Source organism: Desulfosporosinus orientis DSM 765 (assembly GCF_000235605.1).
In the GTDB taxonomy this organism is placed as follows: domain Bacteria; phylum Bacillota; class Desulfitobacteriia; order Desulfitobacteriales; family Desulfitobacteriaceae; genus Desulfosporosinus; species Desulfosporosinus orientis.
The window spans coordinates 324,682-342,915 of sequence record NC_016584.1 but is presented as its reverse complement, the minus strand read 5'-3'; the positions used below and the strand labels follow the sequence as shown (position 1 = coordinate 342,915).

The window sequence follows — 18,234 nt, the reverse complement described above, 5'->3', positions numbered from 1 at the left end:
GCTAAGGACATTATCCGCAATTGATCTTACTTTAATAGTTTTCGTCCCAACCAAGGTTTATACAGCTTGACTGCTTGATGGTGGCAAAGTTCCTGACAACAAAAGCAGCGAATACAAGATTGCAAGTCAACAATAGGACGTTGATTTTTATTCATAGTCAATGCTTTCGGCGGACAGTTGTTAACACAATCTCTGCATCCTTTACATAATTCGTGCTCAAACAATGGTAGCGGACGAACACGGTTTAGTACAAATTTTTTAACGTTTTCAGGCAGAGGAACCATATCTAAAAAGTTTGCCGAAACGGCTTTGGGTATGATAAAATTCTCAATTCTCCACAAAGAACGAGAATCCCCCTTCAATTCTAATTCATTAAGCCGACTTGTCAAACCCCGAGCACGAGCCGCCATTAAAGTTGGCACTTTTTCCGGATTTAAGCCGATGAGATCTGTTGCTGCCACATCAACAGCAAAGGGATCTGTGCTCATGATAAGGGCTCCCACGTTACGGGGCTTGCCTGCTGAAGGTCCATCTCCCTCCATCCCTATAATGCCATCCATGATACTAAAGGCCGGGTTAACCCAATTAGCGATATCTACCAGAAGATCGGCAAAATCCGAAATTTTAAACATCTTCAAGTGATACTCTGCTTTCAAGAGTCCGGGTATGACTCCAAACAAAATCTTAACAGCACCTGTAAAGGTCATCATCCCATGAGTTTTTAGTTTAGAAATAGGGATCACCACATCAGCTTTCAAGACACAGTTGGTAACTGTCAAGCTTTTAACAATTTTTCCTTCTGAATACCGAAGGGTTGTTTGACCGACATCTTCATTTAATATGGCGCCCGTTCGCTCAGCAACCTCACGCAGTCCGGATTTAGTGTAGATTGTTTGAAGGGCATTTACAGTATAAGGTCCGCCTGGACTGTCCCCAATGATGGCTATTCCACCAGCTTCCTGAACTAAACGCACCACTGCTTCGACAACCATTGGGTGCGTCGTTACCGCTTCTTCGGGTCTTTTTTTCATAAGGAGATTTACTTTAAGCAGCACCTTTTGTCCCGGCTTTACAAACCTTGACATGCCGTCCCATTCCTCTAAGCCTTCCCGCAAGCTTTTCTCCACATCAGCCGTATAATCCGGGCAGAATTTAAGCACAACCTTTGCCGGCACTTACGAACCCACCCTTTCTAAATCTGCCAGATATCCTGGCCTCGTCCTGGACTTATACTCAGTTCATAGTTACATCTAAAATACTTTCTTCTATGAAAAAGTCCTGCTTCAATCGTCCATGTCTTCAAATTTTCGTTCTGTGTATTTAGAAATGATTCCACCTAAAGCAAAGGATACGTCGTCAGGATGAGCAAATATGAACAGCTTCTCATTTGCCATGCTTATTACTTCTCCCTTTCCATTGGTTATTTATTACTTATAAATTAAGGATCTCTAACCAAATTTAAGATAATTTAATTATGTATAAGCTAGAAAAGAGATTATCTATGAATTTAAGCTATCTGAAAAGAATGATCATTATGCTTAGCATGCTTTATTATAGCTCTTTTTAATTCTAGAGGGAAATTAATAACTGCAGAAATTATGAACAATGGCATTAATGGAATAATGTTCTATTTCCAGAGACAACTTTAGGTGTTATACTGCAGTTGTCTGAAATAAGTCCTAACACTCACAAGGAGGAACTTAGACATGGCTTTAAAAACAAAATTATTAATTGGTATACAACTTGGCGTCTTAATGACTACAGTTGCTTTGCCGGTCCAAGCTGCCCTTATTATTGAAGCTCCTCGGCAATTGTCAGGCTCCGTTGTAACAATATCGTCATCCGGGTCCGTGACTACACCAGCTTCAAATACAACCCCAGTCACTCAAACAACGGTCACAACTCCCCAAACTCCAACACAAACAAATGTTTCATCTTCAACTGCTCCTTCTTATGTAAGTATTGGAACCTCACCCTCCAGCAACTATAATAACGTTATTTCTTTAAAGAATTATACCCAAGCAAACATAGTTTCAGCAGCTCCTTCAACACCAACTAACACAACTAATACAACTTCGCCTACTACCACAACATCGACAACTACAACAACCACACCTGCCCCTGCGGTAACCTCAATTCCTCCAGTGGCTGCTTTGACAGCAGACGAACAGCTGATGGTGGACATGATTAATCAGGAGCGACTTGCAGCCGGCTTAAATCCGGTAGTTGCCGATCTGCGCCTAACGGCAGTAGGACGTACCAAAGCCAATGATATGAAAGAAAACAACTATTTCAGTCATACCTCGCCGACTTATGGCAGTCCCTGGGCCATGATGCAGATGGCAGGAATTACAGTACGCTGGGCTGGAGAAAATATTTCCGGTAATAAATCCGTAGCTGCTTCAATGGCTGCACTAATGCAAAGCCCAGGCCATAGAGCTAACATTTTAGACCCACGCTTCACACATGTAGGAGTTGGAATAGCTTACGGAACTGCTTATGGTAACCTTTATGTTCAAGAATTTCTACAACAGTAATTAATTGAAAGAACCTCCGACGTGGAGGTTCTTTCATTTTGAAGAAACTGTCACCTCTAATTCAAATTTTCATAAAACCTGAACTAATTGGCCTTTATGCCATCTTCTTCCTTAAAATACCAAACAATTTCTAGTACCACTTATTTCAACATAATTAGGAACCATCTTTCGGTTGTATAATTTGTTGCCTTGACATTATACCAGTAATGACAAGGCAACAAATTATTAAACACTTAAGAGGATTTTTATGACTTTCCTGCTGACATTTTGAACCTGCCCTTCCCAGCCATGTCTTACTATGTTTCTCCAACTGAGAACTTCTTTTATCGGGATGCCTGTTACATAGATGCGTTTCCATCAATCCCTTCCTTCAATAAATTGGCACGGCTTCGCTCGGTATATGGCAATAAAATATCATTGCAATGATCGATTACTCGGCGGTTGATTTCCTCCGGCACTCTGCAATATTCGAAAAAAGATTTCATTAAGACTCCGATCAAAGTTCTGACCGGTATGCACGAGGATATGCTCACAAAGTTCGTCAAGGCGAGGAATAATCCGGCTCAAGCGAATAATTTCTGGACGTGTACCTAAGATTGTCATGATCTTCATACATTATTCCCCTTTGATTTTTAGCATATTGTTTCTTTGTTCTGTTAACTTAAAGCTATACTGTTAATAACTGTGTTTGTGTTTCCATTAATAACTGTAACCGAATTATTTCCATGATTCGCAATGTAGATTAGATTGGTTTCTGAATTCACAATAATTCCTTCAGGAAACTCTTCAACCATGATGGTTGCTCGAACCACATGGGTAAATCCATCAATAACTGAAACACTGTGGCTTCTCCAGTTTGTAACATATATTTTATTAGTAACAGGATTTACAGCTACTCCGACTGGATTAGCACCTACTGTAATTGTGGTAAGAACTACATTAGAATCAGCATCAATTACTGAGATATTGTTGCTGCCAAAATTGGCCACATAGATTTTACTTGTTGTGGGATTAATTCCTATACCATATGGGCCGGAACCCATAGAAATAGATCCTATGGGGGTATTGGTTTTTTCGTCAATAACCGAGACATGGTTGCTGTTGGAATCTAGAACGTAAATTCTGCTATTAAAGGAAGGAATGGTCTGTTTCTTGACTTCTGCTGCATTTCGTTCCCAATCCATTGGCAATATATCCGGCGGAAGTAAATTATAAACTGCCTTTATACTACCGGTGTCATCCTCACCCCATACTGAAATTTCTACTGCATCAGTACTGGTTATAAATTGAAATTCCAATAAATCAAACTTTGCATAAAAGCTGCTGATCCTCACTTCACCAGGAGCCAACGTTAATAAATCCAAAACATATTCTTTTTTGAGAGTATCCGTCCAATAGTATCCACAAATACGGACCACTCCATTAATCAAATCCTTATTGGTTATTCTTACCGATAATTTTGAACAAAACCTTGACCCAGAAACCCCTGTATTCTCAATTAAGCCGGTTGTCAACGACGCCATGGTTTGCCTCCTCATATTAGATTGTGAGAATGATTAAAGAAGTAGTAAACTCCTCAGAAACAAGATAAAGTTAATGGCTCTAAGTTATTTATTATATGTTAGGGGTACAGGTTTAGTGAACGTATCTAAGAGAGTTCACTTTCACAATAAAAAATTAGAGACTCCCAATAGATAGAAGCTGAGAGTCTCAATTCGCTTTTCAATTTCTATTAACTTAACCACTCAGGGAATAGCTGTTTAGCTCTTTCTTGGACGATCATAATACACGCATCGTTAGAGTGTTTGCTCATATTTTCACCGTGCCAGCGATAAGCCAACAAGGCTTCTGGCAGAAATCCACAATTGTATTGTCTAAGGAATCGAAACCATATATCATAATCATGCGCTTGGGGAAGACCTAAATCAAAATTTCCTACAACATTTAAAGCTTCTCTGCTCATCATCACGGATGAACCATTGATAAAACAGCCCTCCATAAGCCTTGTTACCATTTCTCGTTTATCCGGGTAATAGGGTGAATTTACATCGTACTGTTTAACTCCATTAGCATCAATAACAATAAAACTAGTATAGCTAAAGCCTAGGCTCGGATTACTTTCCATTAGCTCAACTTGTTTAGCTACTTTGTCCGGCATCATTGCATCATCAGCACTCAACCAGCAAATATACTTCCCCGTCGCCACCGAAAGACCCCGATTTAAAGCGCTGGGTGTTCCACCGTTTTCTTTATAGACATAGTTAATTTTTGGCCGATAAGGCCTAATTGCCTCTGATGTTCCATCCCTAGAACCATCATCAATTACGATCACTTCAAGATTTGCATAATCTTGATGGATAACGCTTTCGATAGCATAGGGGAGATAGCGAATATGATTGTACGTTGGGATGACGACACTAACTTTGGGTGGCAGCATTTTGTTTCTCTCCTTAATCTTGGAAACCTTAATAAATCAAACCCTAAGTTTTTGAGACGATAAAATTAGTCAGATATTGAGTATACTTTCTTCATCCATTCTACGGTTTTTGGTAAGCCTTCTTCGAGAAGTACTTTGGGATCGTGGGCCAAATCAGCTTTAGCTTTGGATATATCCGGCCGTTTACTGACTGTATTATGCTTATCTTCAGGCAGATACTGAACAAGCTTTGGATTGCCATTGGTATATTTAAGAACTAATTCACTTAAATCTTTGACACTGCGGTATTCCGTACCGCCAATGTTATAAACCACACCAGGTATGAAATTTTTGGCTACATTGGCTATGGTCGGAATTAAATCATCAACATACATAAAGACACGATAATACCCTTCGAAGACTTCATACGGAATACCCATTAGTGCTCGATAAATAAAGAGACATACCACACTCCTATAGGAGTGGTAGTATTCCCCAGGACCATAGGCATTAAATAAACGCAATCGGACTATGGGAGATTCAAACCTCTTTTCAAAATTTAGGACTTGAACTTCATTAACCCATTTCGTCAAGGCATAATCGTTATGCTGTATAATCGTTTTTTTCAAAGGCAAATCCTCTGTTAACAGAGGTTCCGGTGCTTCACCATAGATTTCAGAAGAACTGGTAAAGATCAATTTAAAACCATTTTTTAATTGCCATTCTAGAATATTACGGGTCCCGATTACATTTGTTTTCCATAGAGTGTCGTAATAATGTTCCCCATTTATGCGCCCAAATTCTGCTGCTAAATGAAAAACAAAGTCATAATCCTGCTCAAATACACGTTCTAACTGACGATATTCCGAAATATCAGCACGTATATATCGTTCCCCCAAATGATGCTGCAAATCAACTTCCCAAACCTCATGTCCCCGATATTGAAGCACTTCAACTAGTCTTGTTCCTAACGTTCCCTTACTGCCTGTTACTAAAATTTTAGCCATTACTTTGCTCCTTTTAGATAATTTTAACGTACCCTCTATTTAATTTCTAAAGCCGTTTGTCGTTCCAAGATCACCCACTCTTTGGATTGTTCTTTGCTTACATATTGGTCAATGCAGTTAAACCCTGCATCTTTTAACTCCTCAGAAGAAAATAGAGGATCTTCTACCCAAACCGTATTGCCAGCTGTCTCCAGAGCCCTAACCATATCCACGGCCTTGCTGTGCTTTAGATCTTTGACACCTGTTTTATAGCTTAGACCTCTGATCAGTACATTTTTACCGGTGCCTACTTGCTTGACAATACGATCACGATAATCCTGATCTGCTTGTTCTGCCCCTTCCAAAAGGGCGGATGAACAGACTTTTCGTAAGAAATTCATATCCTTGGGCAGACATTCACCGCCGATACCCCAGTCGGTCCCTAATAGTTCAACATTTGTTTTACTGTTAACAGCCCTTCTTAAATCATTAAAGTTCATCCCTTCAGCAACGCAGTATCTATAAATTTCTTGAGCAAAAGCAACATCTACATACCGTTTGACGTTTTCAACGACTTTAGCCAATTCCGCTACTCTAACATCTGAAACTTCAATCAAAAGAGGAACTAAAGGAGCATAAAAGTGACGTCCTTTTTCAAGGCAGGCTTTTGTAAAGGCACCTATCACACGTGGTGTATCGCAGACCGTTTTGTCCACCCCAAACATAACTCTATGAGGGACGTGAATTAAGAAAAGGTCTTCTCCTAACTCAAACCCCTTTTTTTCCAGTAATTTTCGAATACGAACCATTGTTCCAGGCGGCAGAGTCGATTCGATGGAGATCAAAGAACCTGGCATGATGATCATCTGCTCTAATGCCGAAAAAAGATTTTGACCCTGATTTCCGGTGGATGGAGCCATTAGCCACACATCTATCCCAGTTAAGGCCCTATAATCTGTGGTCACTCTATGACCTTGATGACGTAATTCATTAACCTTATTCTTATCCACATCTACCCCGATGACCGTTCCTGGGAATTTCTGTTCCAGATAAGTGAACAGATTGAATCCGATATTACCTAATCCAACAACACAAATTTTCATTATTGGTCTATCCTCCCGCAATGTCATCACTATAAGTTATGGCAGTCCACTCCTTGTTGACACAGTAAAGCTGGGGATATCCTCAAAAAACCTGTGAAGGCCTTTAAGTAAATTTTTTTTGCAACCTTATTGTCTCTTTGAACATAAACTGAAAAGACAATATTTTTTACATTTCATGGAGGAAACCAATTATGAAGATTGTTATTCCAGTTGTAAGTTTAGAGACAGGAGGAACACGCTTTATCTACCATCTGGCAAACGAAATGGTCGATAAAGGGCATGCTGTAGAAATTGTCCTTCCTGAAAAGGCGGCTGTCGCTTGGCCTTTGCGAGCACAAATCACTCGCGTCAAGGAACTTACTCCCGATAAGATACCCCCTGCTGATTTCATACTACCCAATTTCTATCCCACTGTTTTTCCAGCCTGGGAATCAAAAAAGGGCCAAGTCGTTCGCTTAAGCCTTGGCTATGAGCCTTTATGGGTCGAAGAAAAGGAAAAGGCTTTATCCTCCTACCTGATCAATGCTCCGATCCTTTCCATTTCCCAATGGCATCGTCAAATAATCCTTCAGGCAACAGGCAGGGACAGTACCGTTATTCCCGGGGGAGTTAACTCCTCTGTATTTTGTCCCGGCCCAAAAAAATCCTTAACCACAGGGCGACCGACAATCGCTTATATCCTTCGTTCCAGAGAACATGGCTATACTTGGAAAGGCACTGAAGATTTTTGGGAAGCAATACAGCGCTTAACTCAGTTAGTTCCAGGCTTTGATATTCAAGTCGTTGCACCGGAAGGGGCAACTTATCCGGCACCTATTCCCTATGAGACTGTTATCGCCAATACGGACCAGGAAATGGCTCATTTCTATGCTCAGGGAGATATTTTTGTATCAACTTCCTATTTTGAAGCTTTTTCAATGCCTCCTTTAGAGGCAATGGCTTGCGGAACCGCAGTTGTGACCACCGATAATGGCGGTAACCGCGATTATACAAAAAACAGAGAGAACTGTTTATTAGTTCCCCCCAGTGATGTTCAACAACTAACCCTTATCTTAGTTCACTTATTAACTCAAGGAAATATTCGTAATCAACTTGCTCAAGTCGGCCGTCAATTTGCCCAAACATGGACATGGCGGAATTCAGCGGATAAACTTGAGGCTTTCCTGCTTCAGCTTACAGGCAGGTAACCTTTTAGTCTTGATTACAATCCTTCCATGCCAGCAGAGCATCTATCGGTTCAGCTTCAACCCCATAGGCCTCTAAAAACGCTCTATTACTTTGGTCATGGAACTTATCAAAGATCAAGATATTGTAACCACGAGTTCTAAAATCATTAATTTCCCAGCCTGATCGGTGACGTTGAAAACTTTCTCCTCCTAAACCATAGTGATCAATATCAAGCTGCTGAAAGAACCCCCTTGGAGTAAAAACAATAACCCTTTTTGCGGCAATCTCTTCGGCTTGCCGCAAAACATCCCAAGCAACGTTTTTCTCAAAGTGCTCAATGACATCAATTAAAGTCACACAGTCTAATGACCTAGGCAAAAACAGTTCACTTAGACGTTCTGCCCTGTAATTTATTTTTACAAACTGCTCACCTGGTTTAGTGTTTTCTAAATAGGGTCTGTGAGTATCTACCCCAATTTTTATGGGACAACAAAATTGACCGAGAGTTTCGCCAACCCCGCAGCCGATGTCTAAGACTGTATTGAAACCTGACAGAAGCTCATTAATTTTGTTTAGAATATCTTTATGATTTACGACCTTAACTGTCACAGGCTGAACATCCTTCCATCTTTATTTCCTTCTTTTAGTATGGTATTCAAATTTTTTCTTAAAAGTGCCAGTGATATAACACAAATCAGTCATCTAAAAGCATAAGATGTAGTACCGTTATGTATAAGGGAGGACAAACTATGAAGATCGTTTTTCCTGTTCTAAGTTTAGAAATGGGTGGAGGAGCCCGTTTTATTTATCATTTAGCAAATGCCCTTGTTGATAAAGGACATGATGTTGAAGTAGTCATGCCTGATAAAGGCCTCCAAGTATGGCCGCTGCGAGCCAAATTAAAACGGGTAAAAGAACTAACCCCCGCTTCCATTCCTTCTGCCGACTTCATACTCCCAAATTTCTATTTAACAGTGAAACCCGCATTTGAATCCCAAAAGGGAAGAGTCGTACGTCTAAGTTTAGGATATGAACCTCTTTGGGTTCCTGAATCAGAAATAGCAAAACAAACTTACCTCATTGGTGCCCCAATCATGTCAATCTCACAATGGCATCGCCAGCTTATCCTCCAGGAAACCGGTCTGCAAAGTACGGTTATTTCTGGGGGAGTGGACTTTTCAACCTTCCATCCTTATCCCAAAACATCAAAGCAAACAGGCTATAAGAATATTTTTTACATCATGCGTGATCCTATTTCAGGGTATACCTGGAAAGGGGGAGCAGAATTTTTGAAAGCTGTTACTCGATTGAAAGATCAGGTTAATTTTGATTTAACAGTATCCATTCCAGAAAACGCTCAATTTAAAAGTCCCGTGCCTTGCAACGTTAAAACCTCCAACACCGACCAAGAATTGGCGCATCTTTATGCAGAGGCAGACCTTTTTGTTTACACCTCTTACTTTGAAGCCTTTGGTCTCCCTCCCCTTGAAGCTATGGCCAGTGGTACGGCTGTAGTGACCACCGATTGCGGCGGTAATCGTGATTATGTCCAAAATGGTGAAAACTGTTTGTCAGTTCCCCCAAGTGATATTGATCAACTGAGTTCAGCTATTTATTATCTATTGACTGAGGATACCGAACGTCAGCGTATAGCAGCTTCAGGGCATAGTTTCGCCCAAGCTTGGACTTGGGAGCGTACCGCAAATCAAGTAGAAGCTTTCTTATTAAGCCTCAAATAATTCTGTTTAAAAAGAGCAAAAGCAGCTTTCAATATTTGGGAAAGCTGCTTTTGTTATCGTTTATATTACCATTGTCTCCCCGGATCATCTGCCATGCTATTAACCGTTCCTCGCGGATAAAGAATATTATAATGATCCATCACAGGGTTAGGATTAGCCGATGTTGGCTGAGTGAACACCATTTCCACTTTGAACTCTGAACCCGCAGTATATCCAATAATCTCCTGCCCGTTATCCTTAACATCGTATGCCAGGGTTCCCAAAACCTTTTTTGAATAAATTATTTTGTTAGTTCATTTAATCCTTTCAGTGCCTGCTCTTCCTTCACAACATTATTACTAAAGGCATAGTATGCAGTACCTAAGTAAAAAGGAGGACAAACCATTTTAGAATTAATTATTGTTTATGAGGAGTATTGCTATGCACAAAATTCGCAAAGCGGTGATTCCAGCAGCTGGACTAGGCACACGCATTTTACCGGCAACGAAAGCTCACCCTAAAGAATTGAGGACATTGTTATCGTCATCGGTCGCAATAAGCGGGCTATCAAGACCATTTTGACCGTTCAATTGAACTGGAGGTCTTCCTGGACAAGGCCCATAAGACAGAGCTCCTGAAGGTGGTTCAAGATATTTCTCAGATAGCCAATATTTTTTATGTCCGTCAAAAAGAAGCTTTAGGCTTAGGTCATGCTATTTATTGTGCAAGCAACTTTATAGGCAATGAGCCTTTTGCAGTTTTATTGGGGGATGATGTCATACATGCCCAGACACCTTGTTTGAAGCAAATGATAGCTATTTACGAACACCATGACGCAAGTATTGTAGGAGTACAAGAGGTTCCTTTGGATAAAGTTTCTCGATACGGCATTGTCGATGGCGCGAAACTTTGCGACCGTGTTTATCGTGCCCGGAATCTTGTTGAAAAGCCCCGTCCGGAAGATGCTCCTGCAACACGTTTAGCCATCATGGGGAGATATATACTAAACCCTAAGATTTTTCGCATTCTAGAAAATCTCACACCCGGTAAGGGGGGAGAAATCCAACTGACGGACGGCTTGCGTGAACTCAGCCAAGCTGAGAAAATTATCGCCTACAATTTTGATGGACGCAGGTATGATGTTGGAGACAAATTTGGTTTTATTCAAGCAACGATTGAATATGGCTTACGACATGATGATGTAGCAGGTGAACTAATAAACTATCTCCGCCATCTAAACGAAATCATGACCATGCATCCGGAACGCATTTTATACCCAGCACTAACGTCTATGAACCTATTATATATTGAGACATATGTTAAATAAATATTTGATATGCGGGGGAAAGGCAATGAAAACAATTCTGGTTACCGGCGCTGATGGATTTATCGGCAGCCATCTTGTCGAACGACTTATAAAGAATGGTAACAAAGTCAAAGCGTTTGTTTATTATAACTCCTTTGGCAATTGGGGATGGCTTGATACCTTCCCCAAAGAACTGTTAGATGAGCTTGAAGTTTTTGCAGGTGATATCCGTGATCCCAATGGTGTTAGAACTGCTCTAAATCAGGTGGATGAGGTTTTCCATCTGGCTGCTTTAATAGCAATTCCCTTCAGCTATCATTCACCTGATTCCTATGTTGATACGAATATTAAAGGTACACTGAACGTGCTCCAGGCAGCGAAAGATTTGGGAACGAAAAGGATTTTGGTAACCTCTACATCAGAGGTTTACGGTACTGCACAATATGTACCCATCGATGAAAAACACCCCTATCAAGGACAGTCCCCTTACTCGGCTACAAAAATCGGTACAGACCGACTGGCGGAGAGCTTCTATCGCAGTTTTGAAATGCCCATTACCATAGTTCGACCATTTAACACCTATGGACCTCGTCAATCAGCTCGGGCAGTTATTCCAACCATTATCATTCAGCTTTTATCCGGGATGACAGAAATAAAGTTAGGCTCTCTTACCCCAACTCGAGACTTAAATTTTGTAAAGGATACCGCCCAAGGTTTTATTGACATTGCCAAATCCAACAAGGCCATAGGGCAAGAGATTAACATTGCGTCCCAGCAAGAGATATCTATCGGTCAGCTGGCACAACAATTGATTGATCAGATTAATCCGAACGCTCGAATCATTTGTGACGAACAAAGACTTCGTCCTGAAAAAAGCGAGGTCAACCGGCTGTTGGGTTCGAATAAAAAGATCAAAGAGCTAACCTCTTGGGAACCAAGATACAGTCTCAAAGAAGGTTTGGCAGAGACTATAACCTTCCTTAGAGAAAATTTAAGCAAGTACAAAGCTGACATTTACAACCTTTAACATCTTTTTAGGAAGTGATATAATGAAACATTTCATACCATTATCAGTTCCTAACCTGAGAGGTAATGAGCTGAATTATTTAACTGATGCCATAAACAAAGAATGGGTGTCTACCGGCGGGACATATATAGCCCGGTTTGAAACAGAATTAGCCCATTATTTAAAGGTGTATTCAGCTGTCGCCTGTCAAAGCGGAACTGCCGGTTTACATTTAGCCTTGATTTTAGCCGGCGTGGAGAAGGATCACGAAGTGATCGTACCCACTCTGACTTTTATCGCTTCGGCAAATCCTGTTAAATATTGTCATGCCTCTCCTATTTTTATGGATTGCGATAATTCTCTCTGCATGGATATGGCAAAGTTAAAGATGTTCTGCCAAAGAGAATGTAATTTTTTAGACAATAAATTGATCAATAAAACTACCGGAAAGCAAATAAAAGCCGTAGTGGTTGTTCACGTTTTTGGCAATATGGCCGATATGCCGGCAGTTATGGATATCGCTAAGAAATATAACCTGATCGTCATTGAAGACGCCACTGAGGCTTTAGGGACTTACTACCTCGAGGGTCCTTATCAAGGAAAATACGCCGGAACCATTGGCGACATAGGCGTGTATTCATTTAATGGCAATAAAATTATTACCACGGGCGGCGGGGGTATGATTGTCTCCAGTAGCCGAGAGATTTTAAAGAGAGCGAAATATCTCTCTACACAAGCCAAAGACGATGCAGTTAATTTCTTCCATAACGAAGTCGGTTACAATTATCGCTTGACCAACCTGCAAGCAGCCTTGGGGGTTGCCCAGTTGGAACAGCTTGAGCACTTCATCTCGGTCAAAAAAGAGAATTATGAGCGTTACAAACGTAATATCAATGGGAAAATTAACGGTATAGAGATATTAGATTTCAGAGAAGATATCAGACCGAACTATTGGTTTTATTCCTTATATATCATGAACTTAGATAAATACACTCGCCGGAAAATCATCGACAAATTAGCTGAGGGAAATATTCAGACTCGTCCGGTATGGGGGCTTATTCATGAACAAAAGCCCTATTTACTAGATCAAGCATACAAGATTGAGAAAGCGCCTGAGTATCATCGTCGCATTGTCAATCTGCCTTGCAGCAGTAATTTGTCTGCAAGCAGTGTATATAAAGTAATTAACACCATAAAGTCTATTTCTTAATCTACAATATAGAGTTGTACACTCTTTTGAAAGTCATTATTTGAAATAATTTCCTATTATGGATCCCTTTTACTATGATTATTCATATACTAAAAGGGGTGAGAATATTGAAGATAGGGGCATTGTTTATCAGCGAAGATAAAAGTGTTCTTGATGCTATGAAACAGATCGATGCAACAGCAAATCAAATGCTGCTGGTGGTCGAAAATAATAAATTGAAAGCAATTATAACGGATGGCGACATTAGACGACATTTGCTGCGCGAAGGCAAACTGGAAGACAGAGTAAGCGCAATCGCTAATTATCAGCCAAGATTTATCTATGAACAAGATAAAGATAAGGCTCAGGAATTAATGAAAAAGTGGTCAATTTTGTCATTGCCCATTGTCAATGAAAGCTTAGAAATCCAATCCATTGCTTTTCTAAAAGATTACGAAATTGGACGTAACCTCTCGCTAAATGTGCCGGTCGTCATCATGGCCGGCGGCTTAGGGACCAGGTTATATCCGTATACCAGAATACTGCCGAAACCACTTATTCCCATTGGCGAAATACCCATAACTGAGCATATAATAAACCATTTCAAGAAGTATCAATGCAACGAGTTTCATTTTATCGTCAACCATAAGAAAAATATGATCAAGGCTTATTACAGCGAGGTTGAGAAGGATTATACACTGGAGTTTCACAATGAGGAGATACAATTGGGTACCGGCGGCGGACTTTGCCTGCTGAAGGATAAACTGACATCCACATTTTTCCTGACAAATTGTGATATCCTCATCCGAGCCAATTATAAGGAAATTTATGATTTTCATAAACAAAATGGGAATATGATTACCATGGTAGCTGCCTACAAACATCTCACGATTCCTTATGGAATCATCAATATGATTGGCAACGGTGAAATCGCTTCAATGATTGAAAAACCCGAGTACTCATTTCTGACCAATACCGGCTTTTATGTTGTAGAATCCGAAGTAATCAATCGCTTAGAAGAAAATACCCCAATAGGTTTTACTGATATCATTGAGCAGCAAAAAAGCCTTGGTGAAAAGATCGGAGTTTTTCCGGTTAGTGAACGTTGCTGGCTTGATATGGGACAGCTTGAAGAGTTAGAGCGAATGAGAAAGGAATTAGAAATCTGAGTTCGTGAGGATATTTTAGGAGAGTGGATAAAACTATGAATATAGCAATATTTGGAACATCAGGATTTGCCCGAGAGGTAGCTGATATATGTTGGGCAATCGGTTACTCCAATATTGTTTTTATTGGAATTGATCCCAACCAAAAAGTGCTTTTAGGATACGACGTAATCCATGAGAGTTGTGTAAAAAACCTCTACGAAAAGAATTACGATTTTGTTATAGGAATAGGCGACAATAGTATACGAGCTAAAATCTCTCAAGAATTTGATTATTTAAAATATGTCAATATCATTCATCCTTCAGCTAGTTTTGGCAAGGGCCAATTAGTAACATTCAATCAATGTATAGGTAATGTAATTACTGCGGGGGTTAGATTTACGAATAACATCGAGGTCGGTAATTTTGGAATTTACAATCTTAATTCTACAATAGGCCATGATTGTAAAATAAGTGATTATGTTAACTTATCTCCTAATTCCAGCATCTCCGGAAATGTTACCTTAGGAAATAGGGCTTTTATTGGCACCAATGCCACGATTATTCAAGGGAAAATAATTGGAAAGTGCTCCGTAATCGGAGCAGGTGCTGTCGTAATTGATCATATTCCAAACAATTGCACTGCTGTTGGTGTTCCTGCCAAGATAATAAAAACGGTATAAAAGGGTGATAACGTGAATGCGACAATTCACACCTATATCATCGCAGAAGCTGGAGTAAACCATAACGGAGACATTTTGCTAGCCAAAAAGCTCATAGACACTGCCAAAACATCGGGTGCTGATGCCGTAAAGTTTCAAACCTTTATTGCTAAAAACGTGGTATCCAAAAATGCCCAAAAGGCAGCCTATCAGAAACAAACAACTGGGGAAAATGAAAGTCAACTGGAAATGGTTAAGAAATTAGAACTATCTTTTGATGATTTTAGGGAACTGAAGAACTATTGTGATAAAAAAGCGATATCATTTCTTTCCACACCCTTTGATTTAGAGAGCATCGATTTTTTAGAAACCCTTGACATGCCTATCTATAAAGTACCATCAGGAGAGATAACCAACTTACCGTACTTGATAAAAATTGCTCGTATCGGCAAACCAGTGATCATGTCTACAGGAATGAGTGAATTGGATGAAATAGCTCTGGCATTAGAGGCCCTACAGGATAATGGTGCAGGAACAATAACTCTCCTGCACTGTAATACTCAGTACCCTACTCCTTTTGAAGATTCCAACCTCAGGGCAATGCTTATGTTAAAGGACAGCTTTGATATTAAAGTTGGTTACTCAGATCATACTTTAGGTATTGAAGCTCCCATTGCTGCTGTGGCCCTGGGAGCTGCCGTCATAGAAAAGCACTTTACCCTTGATAAATGTATGGAGGGGCCAGATCATCAGGCATGCCTTAATCCTCAGGAACTTAAGGCTATGGTAACTGCTATACGGAATATTGAACTCGCATTAGGGGATGGTCTTAAACGAGTATCAAAATCAGAAGAGCCAAATAAAATTGCAGCTCGAAAAAGCATTGTTGCCAAACGAACGATCGTTAAAGATGAAATCTTTACGGAAGAAAATATAACAGTCAAACGTCCCGGATGTGGAATATCTCCTATGAAGTGGTTCGATGTACTTGGAAAGAAGGCAAAACATGATTTTTACGAAGATGAGTTGATCGAGCTATGAAAAAAACGATCTGTATAGTGACGGGCACACGGGCTGAGTATGGTCTGCTAAGCCCAATTATAAAACAACTTAAAGCTGCTGATCATTTTGAGTTGAAAATCGTGGCAACGGGTATGCATTTGTCAGAGGATTTTGGTCTTACCTATAATGAAGTAGAGGCAGATGGATTTTCAATCGATGCCAAGATTGATATATTGCAAAATAATGATGACTCACAGAAGGCTATGTCCAAGGCTATTGGGATTGGGGTTACAGAGTTTGCTGAGTACTTTGATCAAACCAAACCCAACATGGTCATCGTGTTAGGGGATCGATTTGAAATATTTTCTGCCGCAATCGCTGCAGCAGTTGCGTGTATACCCATTGCTCATCTCTATGGCGGTGAAACAACCGAAGGAGCGGTTGATGAGTTCTTTCGCCATTCGATTAGCAAAATGAGTTATTTGCATTTTACTTCTACTGAACAATACAGGCAGCGAATAATTAATATGGGGGAATCCCCGCACCGAGTTTTCAATGTTGGGTCAACAAGTGTCGAGAATATTTTAAATATGCCTCTCTTAAGCAAAGAAGAGTTGGCACGAAGCCTGAACATTGATTTGAAAAGTCCCTATGCCCTGGTAACCTTTCACCCCGTGACATTAGAAAAAAATGCTGCAATCAAGCAGCTTGAAGAGCTTCTTTCGGCTCTTAACGAGACCAAGGGATTAAATTATATTTTTACCAAAGCAAATGCCGATGCAAATGGTCGAGCAATCAATCAAAAAATTGATGCTTATTGCCAGGAAAATAAAAATGCCATTGTTTTTACCTCGCTGGGTGTTTTGAGGTACCTTTCAACGATGAAATATTGTGAAATGGTGATAGGCAATTCTTCCAGCGGAATCGTGGAAACCCCAAGCTTCAAAAAAGCTACCATTAATATTGGAGACAGGCAGAAAGGAAGATTTTTTGCCAAATCCATCATATCATGTGAACCAGAAAAGCACGCAATATTAAGGAGTATTAATAAGGCAAGGTCACAGCAGTTCTTCATGGAAATTGCTGATCAAATTAACCCCTATGGCGATGGGAAAACGTCAGAAAGAATCACAGCGGTTATCCAGGATATATTGGATAATGACAAGATAAACCTTAAAAAGAGCTTCTATGATGTGAGGGGATAATCTGTGTTAAATGATCGCCGAATAATTGCCATCATTCCTGCCCGCAGCGGCTCAAAGGGTTTGCCTGACAAAAATATTCGCCTTCTTAACGGGAAGCCTTTAATTGCTTATAGTATACTTCAGGCCCAAGAGGCCGGACTCTTTGATGAAATATTCCTTTCAACAGATTCACAGGAGTATGCCAATATTGCAATACAATATGGGGCAAATGTTCCCTTTCTAAGATCGGAAGAACTGGCTTCAGATTCTGCTTCGACATGGGATTGTGTAAGGGAGGCACTTGAGCAATACTCTAGGATAGGACAGGAATTTGATATATTTGTTGTATTGCAGCCAACATCACCATCGAGAACACCGAACGATATTACCAATGCAATTAATGAAATGATACTAACTAATGCCGATTCAGTGGTGTCTGTCTGTGAGGCCGATCATTATCCCATGTGTTATAATATTTTGCCGAAAAACAAATCTCTCAAGGGGTTTATCCGACCAGAATTTCTCGTTAAAACCAGACAGGAATTGCCTACTTACTATAGAATTAATGGGGCAATATTTGCTGTAAGCACATCTTTTTTTTCCAAAACACAAAATATCTATGCTGGAAACTCTTTTGCCTTCATAATGCCAATAGAAAGATCGATAGACATCGATACATTATTTGATTTTTCACTTGCGGAATATCTTCTTACAACGGATTCTGCCCTAAAAATGTCTCACTAGGAATTAGAACAGAACTAATGCCTGAACAGCTTAAGTCAGTACATTAGTTCTGTTTTATTTTGGACTTTT

General features: G+C 40.1%; 17 protein-coding genes and 2 pseudogenes. 11 read left to right on the top strand and 8 right to left on the bottom strand.

Translation table 11 applies throughout. From position 1 onward, the window contains the following. Nucleotides 1–26: 26 nt before the first annotated feature. Complete coding sequence (locus DESOR_RS01780) at nt 27–1,175, bottom strand: DUF362 domain-containing protein (RefSeq protein WP_014182897.1); 1,149 nt, start codon at nt 1,173–1,175, stop codon at nt 27–29. A gap of 531 nt (nt 1,176–1,706) precedes the next feature. Here DESOR_RS01780 and DESOR_RS01775 point away from each other — a divergent pair. Then, the gene (locus DESOR_RS01775) at nt 1,707–2,537 is read left to right on the top strand and encodes a CAP domain-containing protein (protein ID WP_014182896.1); all 831 of its coding nucleotides are present in this window, start codon (nt 1,707–1,709) and stop codon (nt 2,535–2,537) included. 309 nt (nt 2,538–2,846) lie between these two features. Here the strand turns inward: DESOR_RS01775 and DESOR_RS01770 are convergent. The 5 genes and pseudogenes from DESOR_RS01770 to DESOR_RS01750 form a co-directional block, all read right to left on the bottom strand. Further along, nucleotides 2,847–3,149, bottom strand: a pseudogene (locus DESOR_RS01770) (UDP-N-acetylglucosamine 2-epimerase); the annotation flags it as partial. Nucleotides 3,150–3,193: 44 nt separating this feature from the next. Beyond that, nucleotides 3,194–4,060, bottom strand: a complete 867-nt coding sequence (locus DESOR_RS01765; protein WP_014182895.1) for a YncE family protein — start codon at nt 4,058–4,060, stop codon at nt 3,194–3,196. Nucleotides 4,061–4,269: 209 nt separating this feature from the next. Next, nucleotides 4,270–4,974, bottom strand: a complete 705-nt coding sequence (locus tag DESOR_RS01760) for a glycosyltransferase (protein ID WP_014182894.1) — start codon at nt 4,972–4,974, stop codon at nt 4,270–4,272. A 65-nt stretch (nt 4,975–5,039) separates the two neighbouring features. Next, nucleotides 5,040–5,960, bottom strand: a complete 921-nt coding sequence (locus DESOR_RS01755; protein WP_014182893.1) for an NAD-dependent epimerase/dehydratase family protein — start codon at nt 5,958–5,960, stop codon at nt 5,040–5,042. 35 nt (nt 5,961–5,995) lie between these two features. Continuing rightward, on the bottom strand, nt 5,996–7,042 hold the full coding sequence (locus DESOR_RS01750) for a UDP binding domain-containing protein (protein WP_014182892.1): 1,047 nt from the start codon (nt 7,040–7,042) through the stop codon (nt 5,996–5,998). 191 nt (nt 7,043–7,233) lie between these two features. Between DESOR_RS01750 and DESOR_RS01745 the strand changes: the two genes are divergently transcribed. Continuing rightward, a complete protein-coding gene (locus DESOR_RS01745; RefSeq protein ID WP_014182891.1) occupies nt 7,234–8,229 on the top strand; it encodes a glycosyltransferase family 4 protein in 996 nt (331 codons plus the stop codon). Between the two features lie 4 nt (nt 8,230–8,233). Here DESOR_RS01745 and DESOR_RS01740 read toward each other — a convergent pair whose 3' ends face one another. After that, nucleotides 8,234–8,818 (bottom strand): class I SAM-dependent methyltransferase, encoded by a 585-nt coding sequence (locus DESOR_RS01740; RefSeq protein WP_014182890.1) that lies wholly within the window; start codon nt 8,816–8,818, stop codon nt 8,234–8,236. A gap of 140 nt (nt 8,819–8,958) precedes the next feature. On the opposite strand from DESOR_RS01740, the gene DESOR_RS01735 reads away from it, so the two are divergent. After that, nucleotides 8,959–9,948 carry a glycosyltransferase family 4 protein gene (locus DESOR_RS01735; RefSeq protein ID WP_014182889.1) on the top strand — a complete coding sequence of 330 codons (990 nt, stop codon included), beginning with the start codon at nt 8,959–8,961 and terminating at the stop codon, nt 9,946–9,948. Between the two features lie 65 nt (nt 9,949–10,013). Here the strand turns inward: DESOR_RS01735 and DESOR_RS01730 are convergent, their stop codons facing one another. Then, on the bottom strand, nt 10,014–10,211 hold the full coding sequence (locus DESOR_RS01730; protein ID WP_042330695.1) for a DUF4309 domain-containing protein: 198 nt from the start codon (nt 10,209–10,211) through the stop codon (nt 10,014–10,016). 157 nt (nt 10,212–10,368) lie between these two features. Here DESOR_RS01730 and DESOR_RS01725 point away from each other — a divergent pair. The 8 genes and pseudogenes from DESOR_RS01725 (at nt 10,369) to DESOR_RS01690 (ending at nt 18,165) form a co-directional block, all read left to right on the top strand. Next, a pseudogene (locus tag DESOR_RS01725) lies at nt 10,369–11,254 on the top strand (UTP--glucose-1-phosphate uridylyltransferase). 25 nt (nt 11,255–11,279) lie between these two features. Next, complete coding sequence (locus tag DESOR_RS01720; RefSeq protein ID WP_014182888.1) at nt 11,280–12,260, top strand: NAD-dependent 4,6-dehydratase LegB; 981 nt, start codon at nt 11,280–11,282, stop codon at nt 12,258–12,260. 22 nt (nt 12,261–12,282) lie between these two features. Then, nucleotides 12,283–13,449, top strand: coding sequence for a LegC family aminotransferase (locus tag DESOR_RS01715; protein WP_014182887.1), 1,167 nt, complete (start codon nt 12,283–12,285; stop codon nt 13,447–13,449). A 98-nt stretch (nt 13,450–13,547) separates the two neighbouring features. Further along, nucleotides 13,548–14,597 carry a sugar phosphate nucleotidyltransferase gene (locus DESOR_RS01710; RefSeq protein ID WP_345788335.1) on the top strand — a complete coding sequence of 350 codons (1,050 nt, stop codon included), beginning with the start codon at nt 13,548–13,550 and terminating at the stop codon, nt 14,595–14,597. Nucleotides 14,598–14,632: 35 nt separating this feature from the next. Then, nucleotides 14,633–15,256, top strand: a complete 624-nt coding sequence (locus DESOR_RS01705; protein WP_014182885.1) for a NeuD/PglB/VioB family sugar acetyltransferase — start codon at nt 14,633–14,635, stop codon at nt 15,254–15,256. Nucleotides 15,257–15,268: 12 nt separating this feature from the next. Next, on the top strand, nt 15,269–16,276 hold the full coding sequence (neuB, locus tag DESOR_RS01700) for an N-acetylneuraminate synthase (protein ID WP_014182884.1): 1,008 nt from the start codon (nt 15,269–15,271) through the stop codon (nt 16,274–16,276). After that, nucleotides 16,273–17,442, top strand: a complete 1,170-nt coding sequence (neuC, locus tag DESOR_RS01695) for a UDP-N-acetylglucosamine 2-epimerase (RefSeq protein WP_014182883.1) — start codon at nt 16,273–16,275, stop codon at nt 17,440–17,442. Before neuB ends, neuC begins: the two co-directional genes overlap by 4 nt. A 3-nt stretch (nt 17,443–17,445) precedes the next feature. Further along, nucleotides 17,446–18,165 carry an acylneuraminate cytidylyltransferase family protein gene (locus DESOR_RS01690; RefSeq protein WP_014182882.1) on the top strand — a complete coding sequence of 240 codons (720 nt, stop codon included), beginning with the start codon at nt 17,446–17,448 and terminating at the stop codon, nt 18,163–18,165. Nucleotides 18,166–18,234: the final 69 nt, after the last annotated feature.

Excerpts from the sequence above, each read along its gene's own strand:
- DESOR_RS01775 (WP_014182896.1), top strand. The coding sequence starts at position 1,707 with ATGGCTTTAAAAACAAAATTATTAATTGGTATACAACTTGGCGTCTTA.
- DESOR_RS01765 (WP_014182895.1), bottom strand. The coding sequence starts at position 4,060 with ATGGCGTCGTTGACAACCGGCTTAATTGAGAATACAGGGGTTTCTGGG.
- DESOR_RS01760 (WP_014182894.1), bottom strand. The coding sequence starts at position 4,974 with ATGCTGCCACCCAAAGTTAGTGTCGTCATCCCAACGTACAATCATATT.
- DESOR_RS01755 (WP_014182893.1), bottom strand. The coding sequence starts at position 5,960 with ATGGCTAAAATTTTAGTAACAGGCAGTAAGGGAACGTTAGGAACAAGA.
- DESOR_RS01750 (WP_014182892.1), bottom strand. The coding sequence starts at position 7,042 with ATGAAAATTTGTGTTGTTGGATTAGGTAATATCGGATTCAATCTGTTC.
- DESOR_RS01745 (WP_014182891.1), top strand. The coding sequence starts at position 7,234 with ATGAAGATTGTTATTCCAGTTGTAAGTTTAGAGACAGGAGGAACACGC.
- DESOR_RS01735 (WP_014182889.1), top strand. The coding sequence starts at position 8,959 with ATGAAGATCGTTTTTCCTGTTCTAAGTTTAGAAATGGGTGGAGGAGCC.
- DESOR_RS01720 (WP_014182888.1), top strand. The coding sequence starts at position 11,280 with ATGAAAACAATTCTGGTTACCGGCGCTGATGGATTTATCGGCAGCCAT.
- DESOR_RS01715 (WP_014182887.1), top strand. The coding sequence starts at position 12,283 with ATGAAACATTTCATACCATTATCAGTTCCTAACCTGAGAGGTAATGAG.
- DESOR_RS01705 (WP_014182885.1), top strand. The coding sequence starts at position 14,633 with ATGAATATAGCAATATTTGGAACATCAGGATTTGCCCGAGAGGTAGCT.
- neuC (WP_014182883.1), top strand. The coding sequence starts at position 16,273 with ATGAAAAAAACGATCTGTATAGTGACGGGCACACGGGCTGAGTATGGT.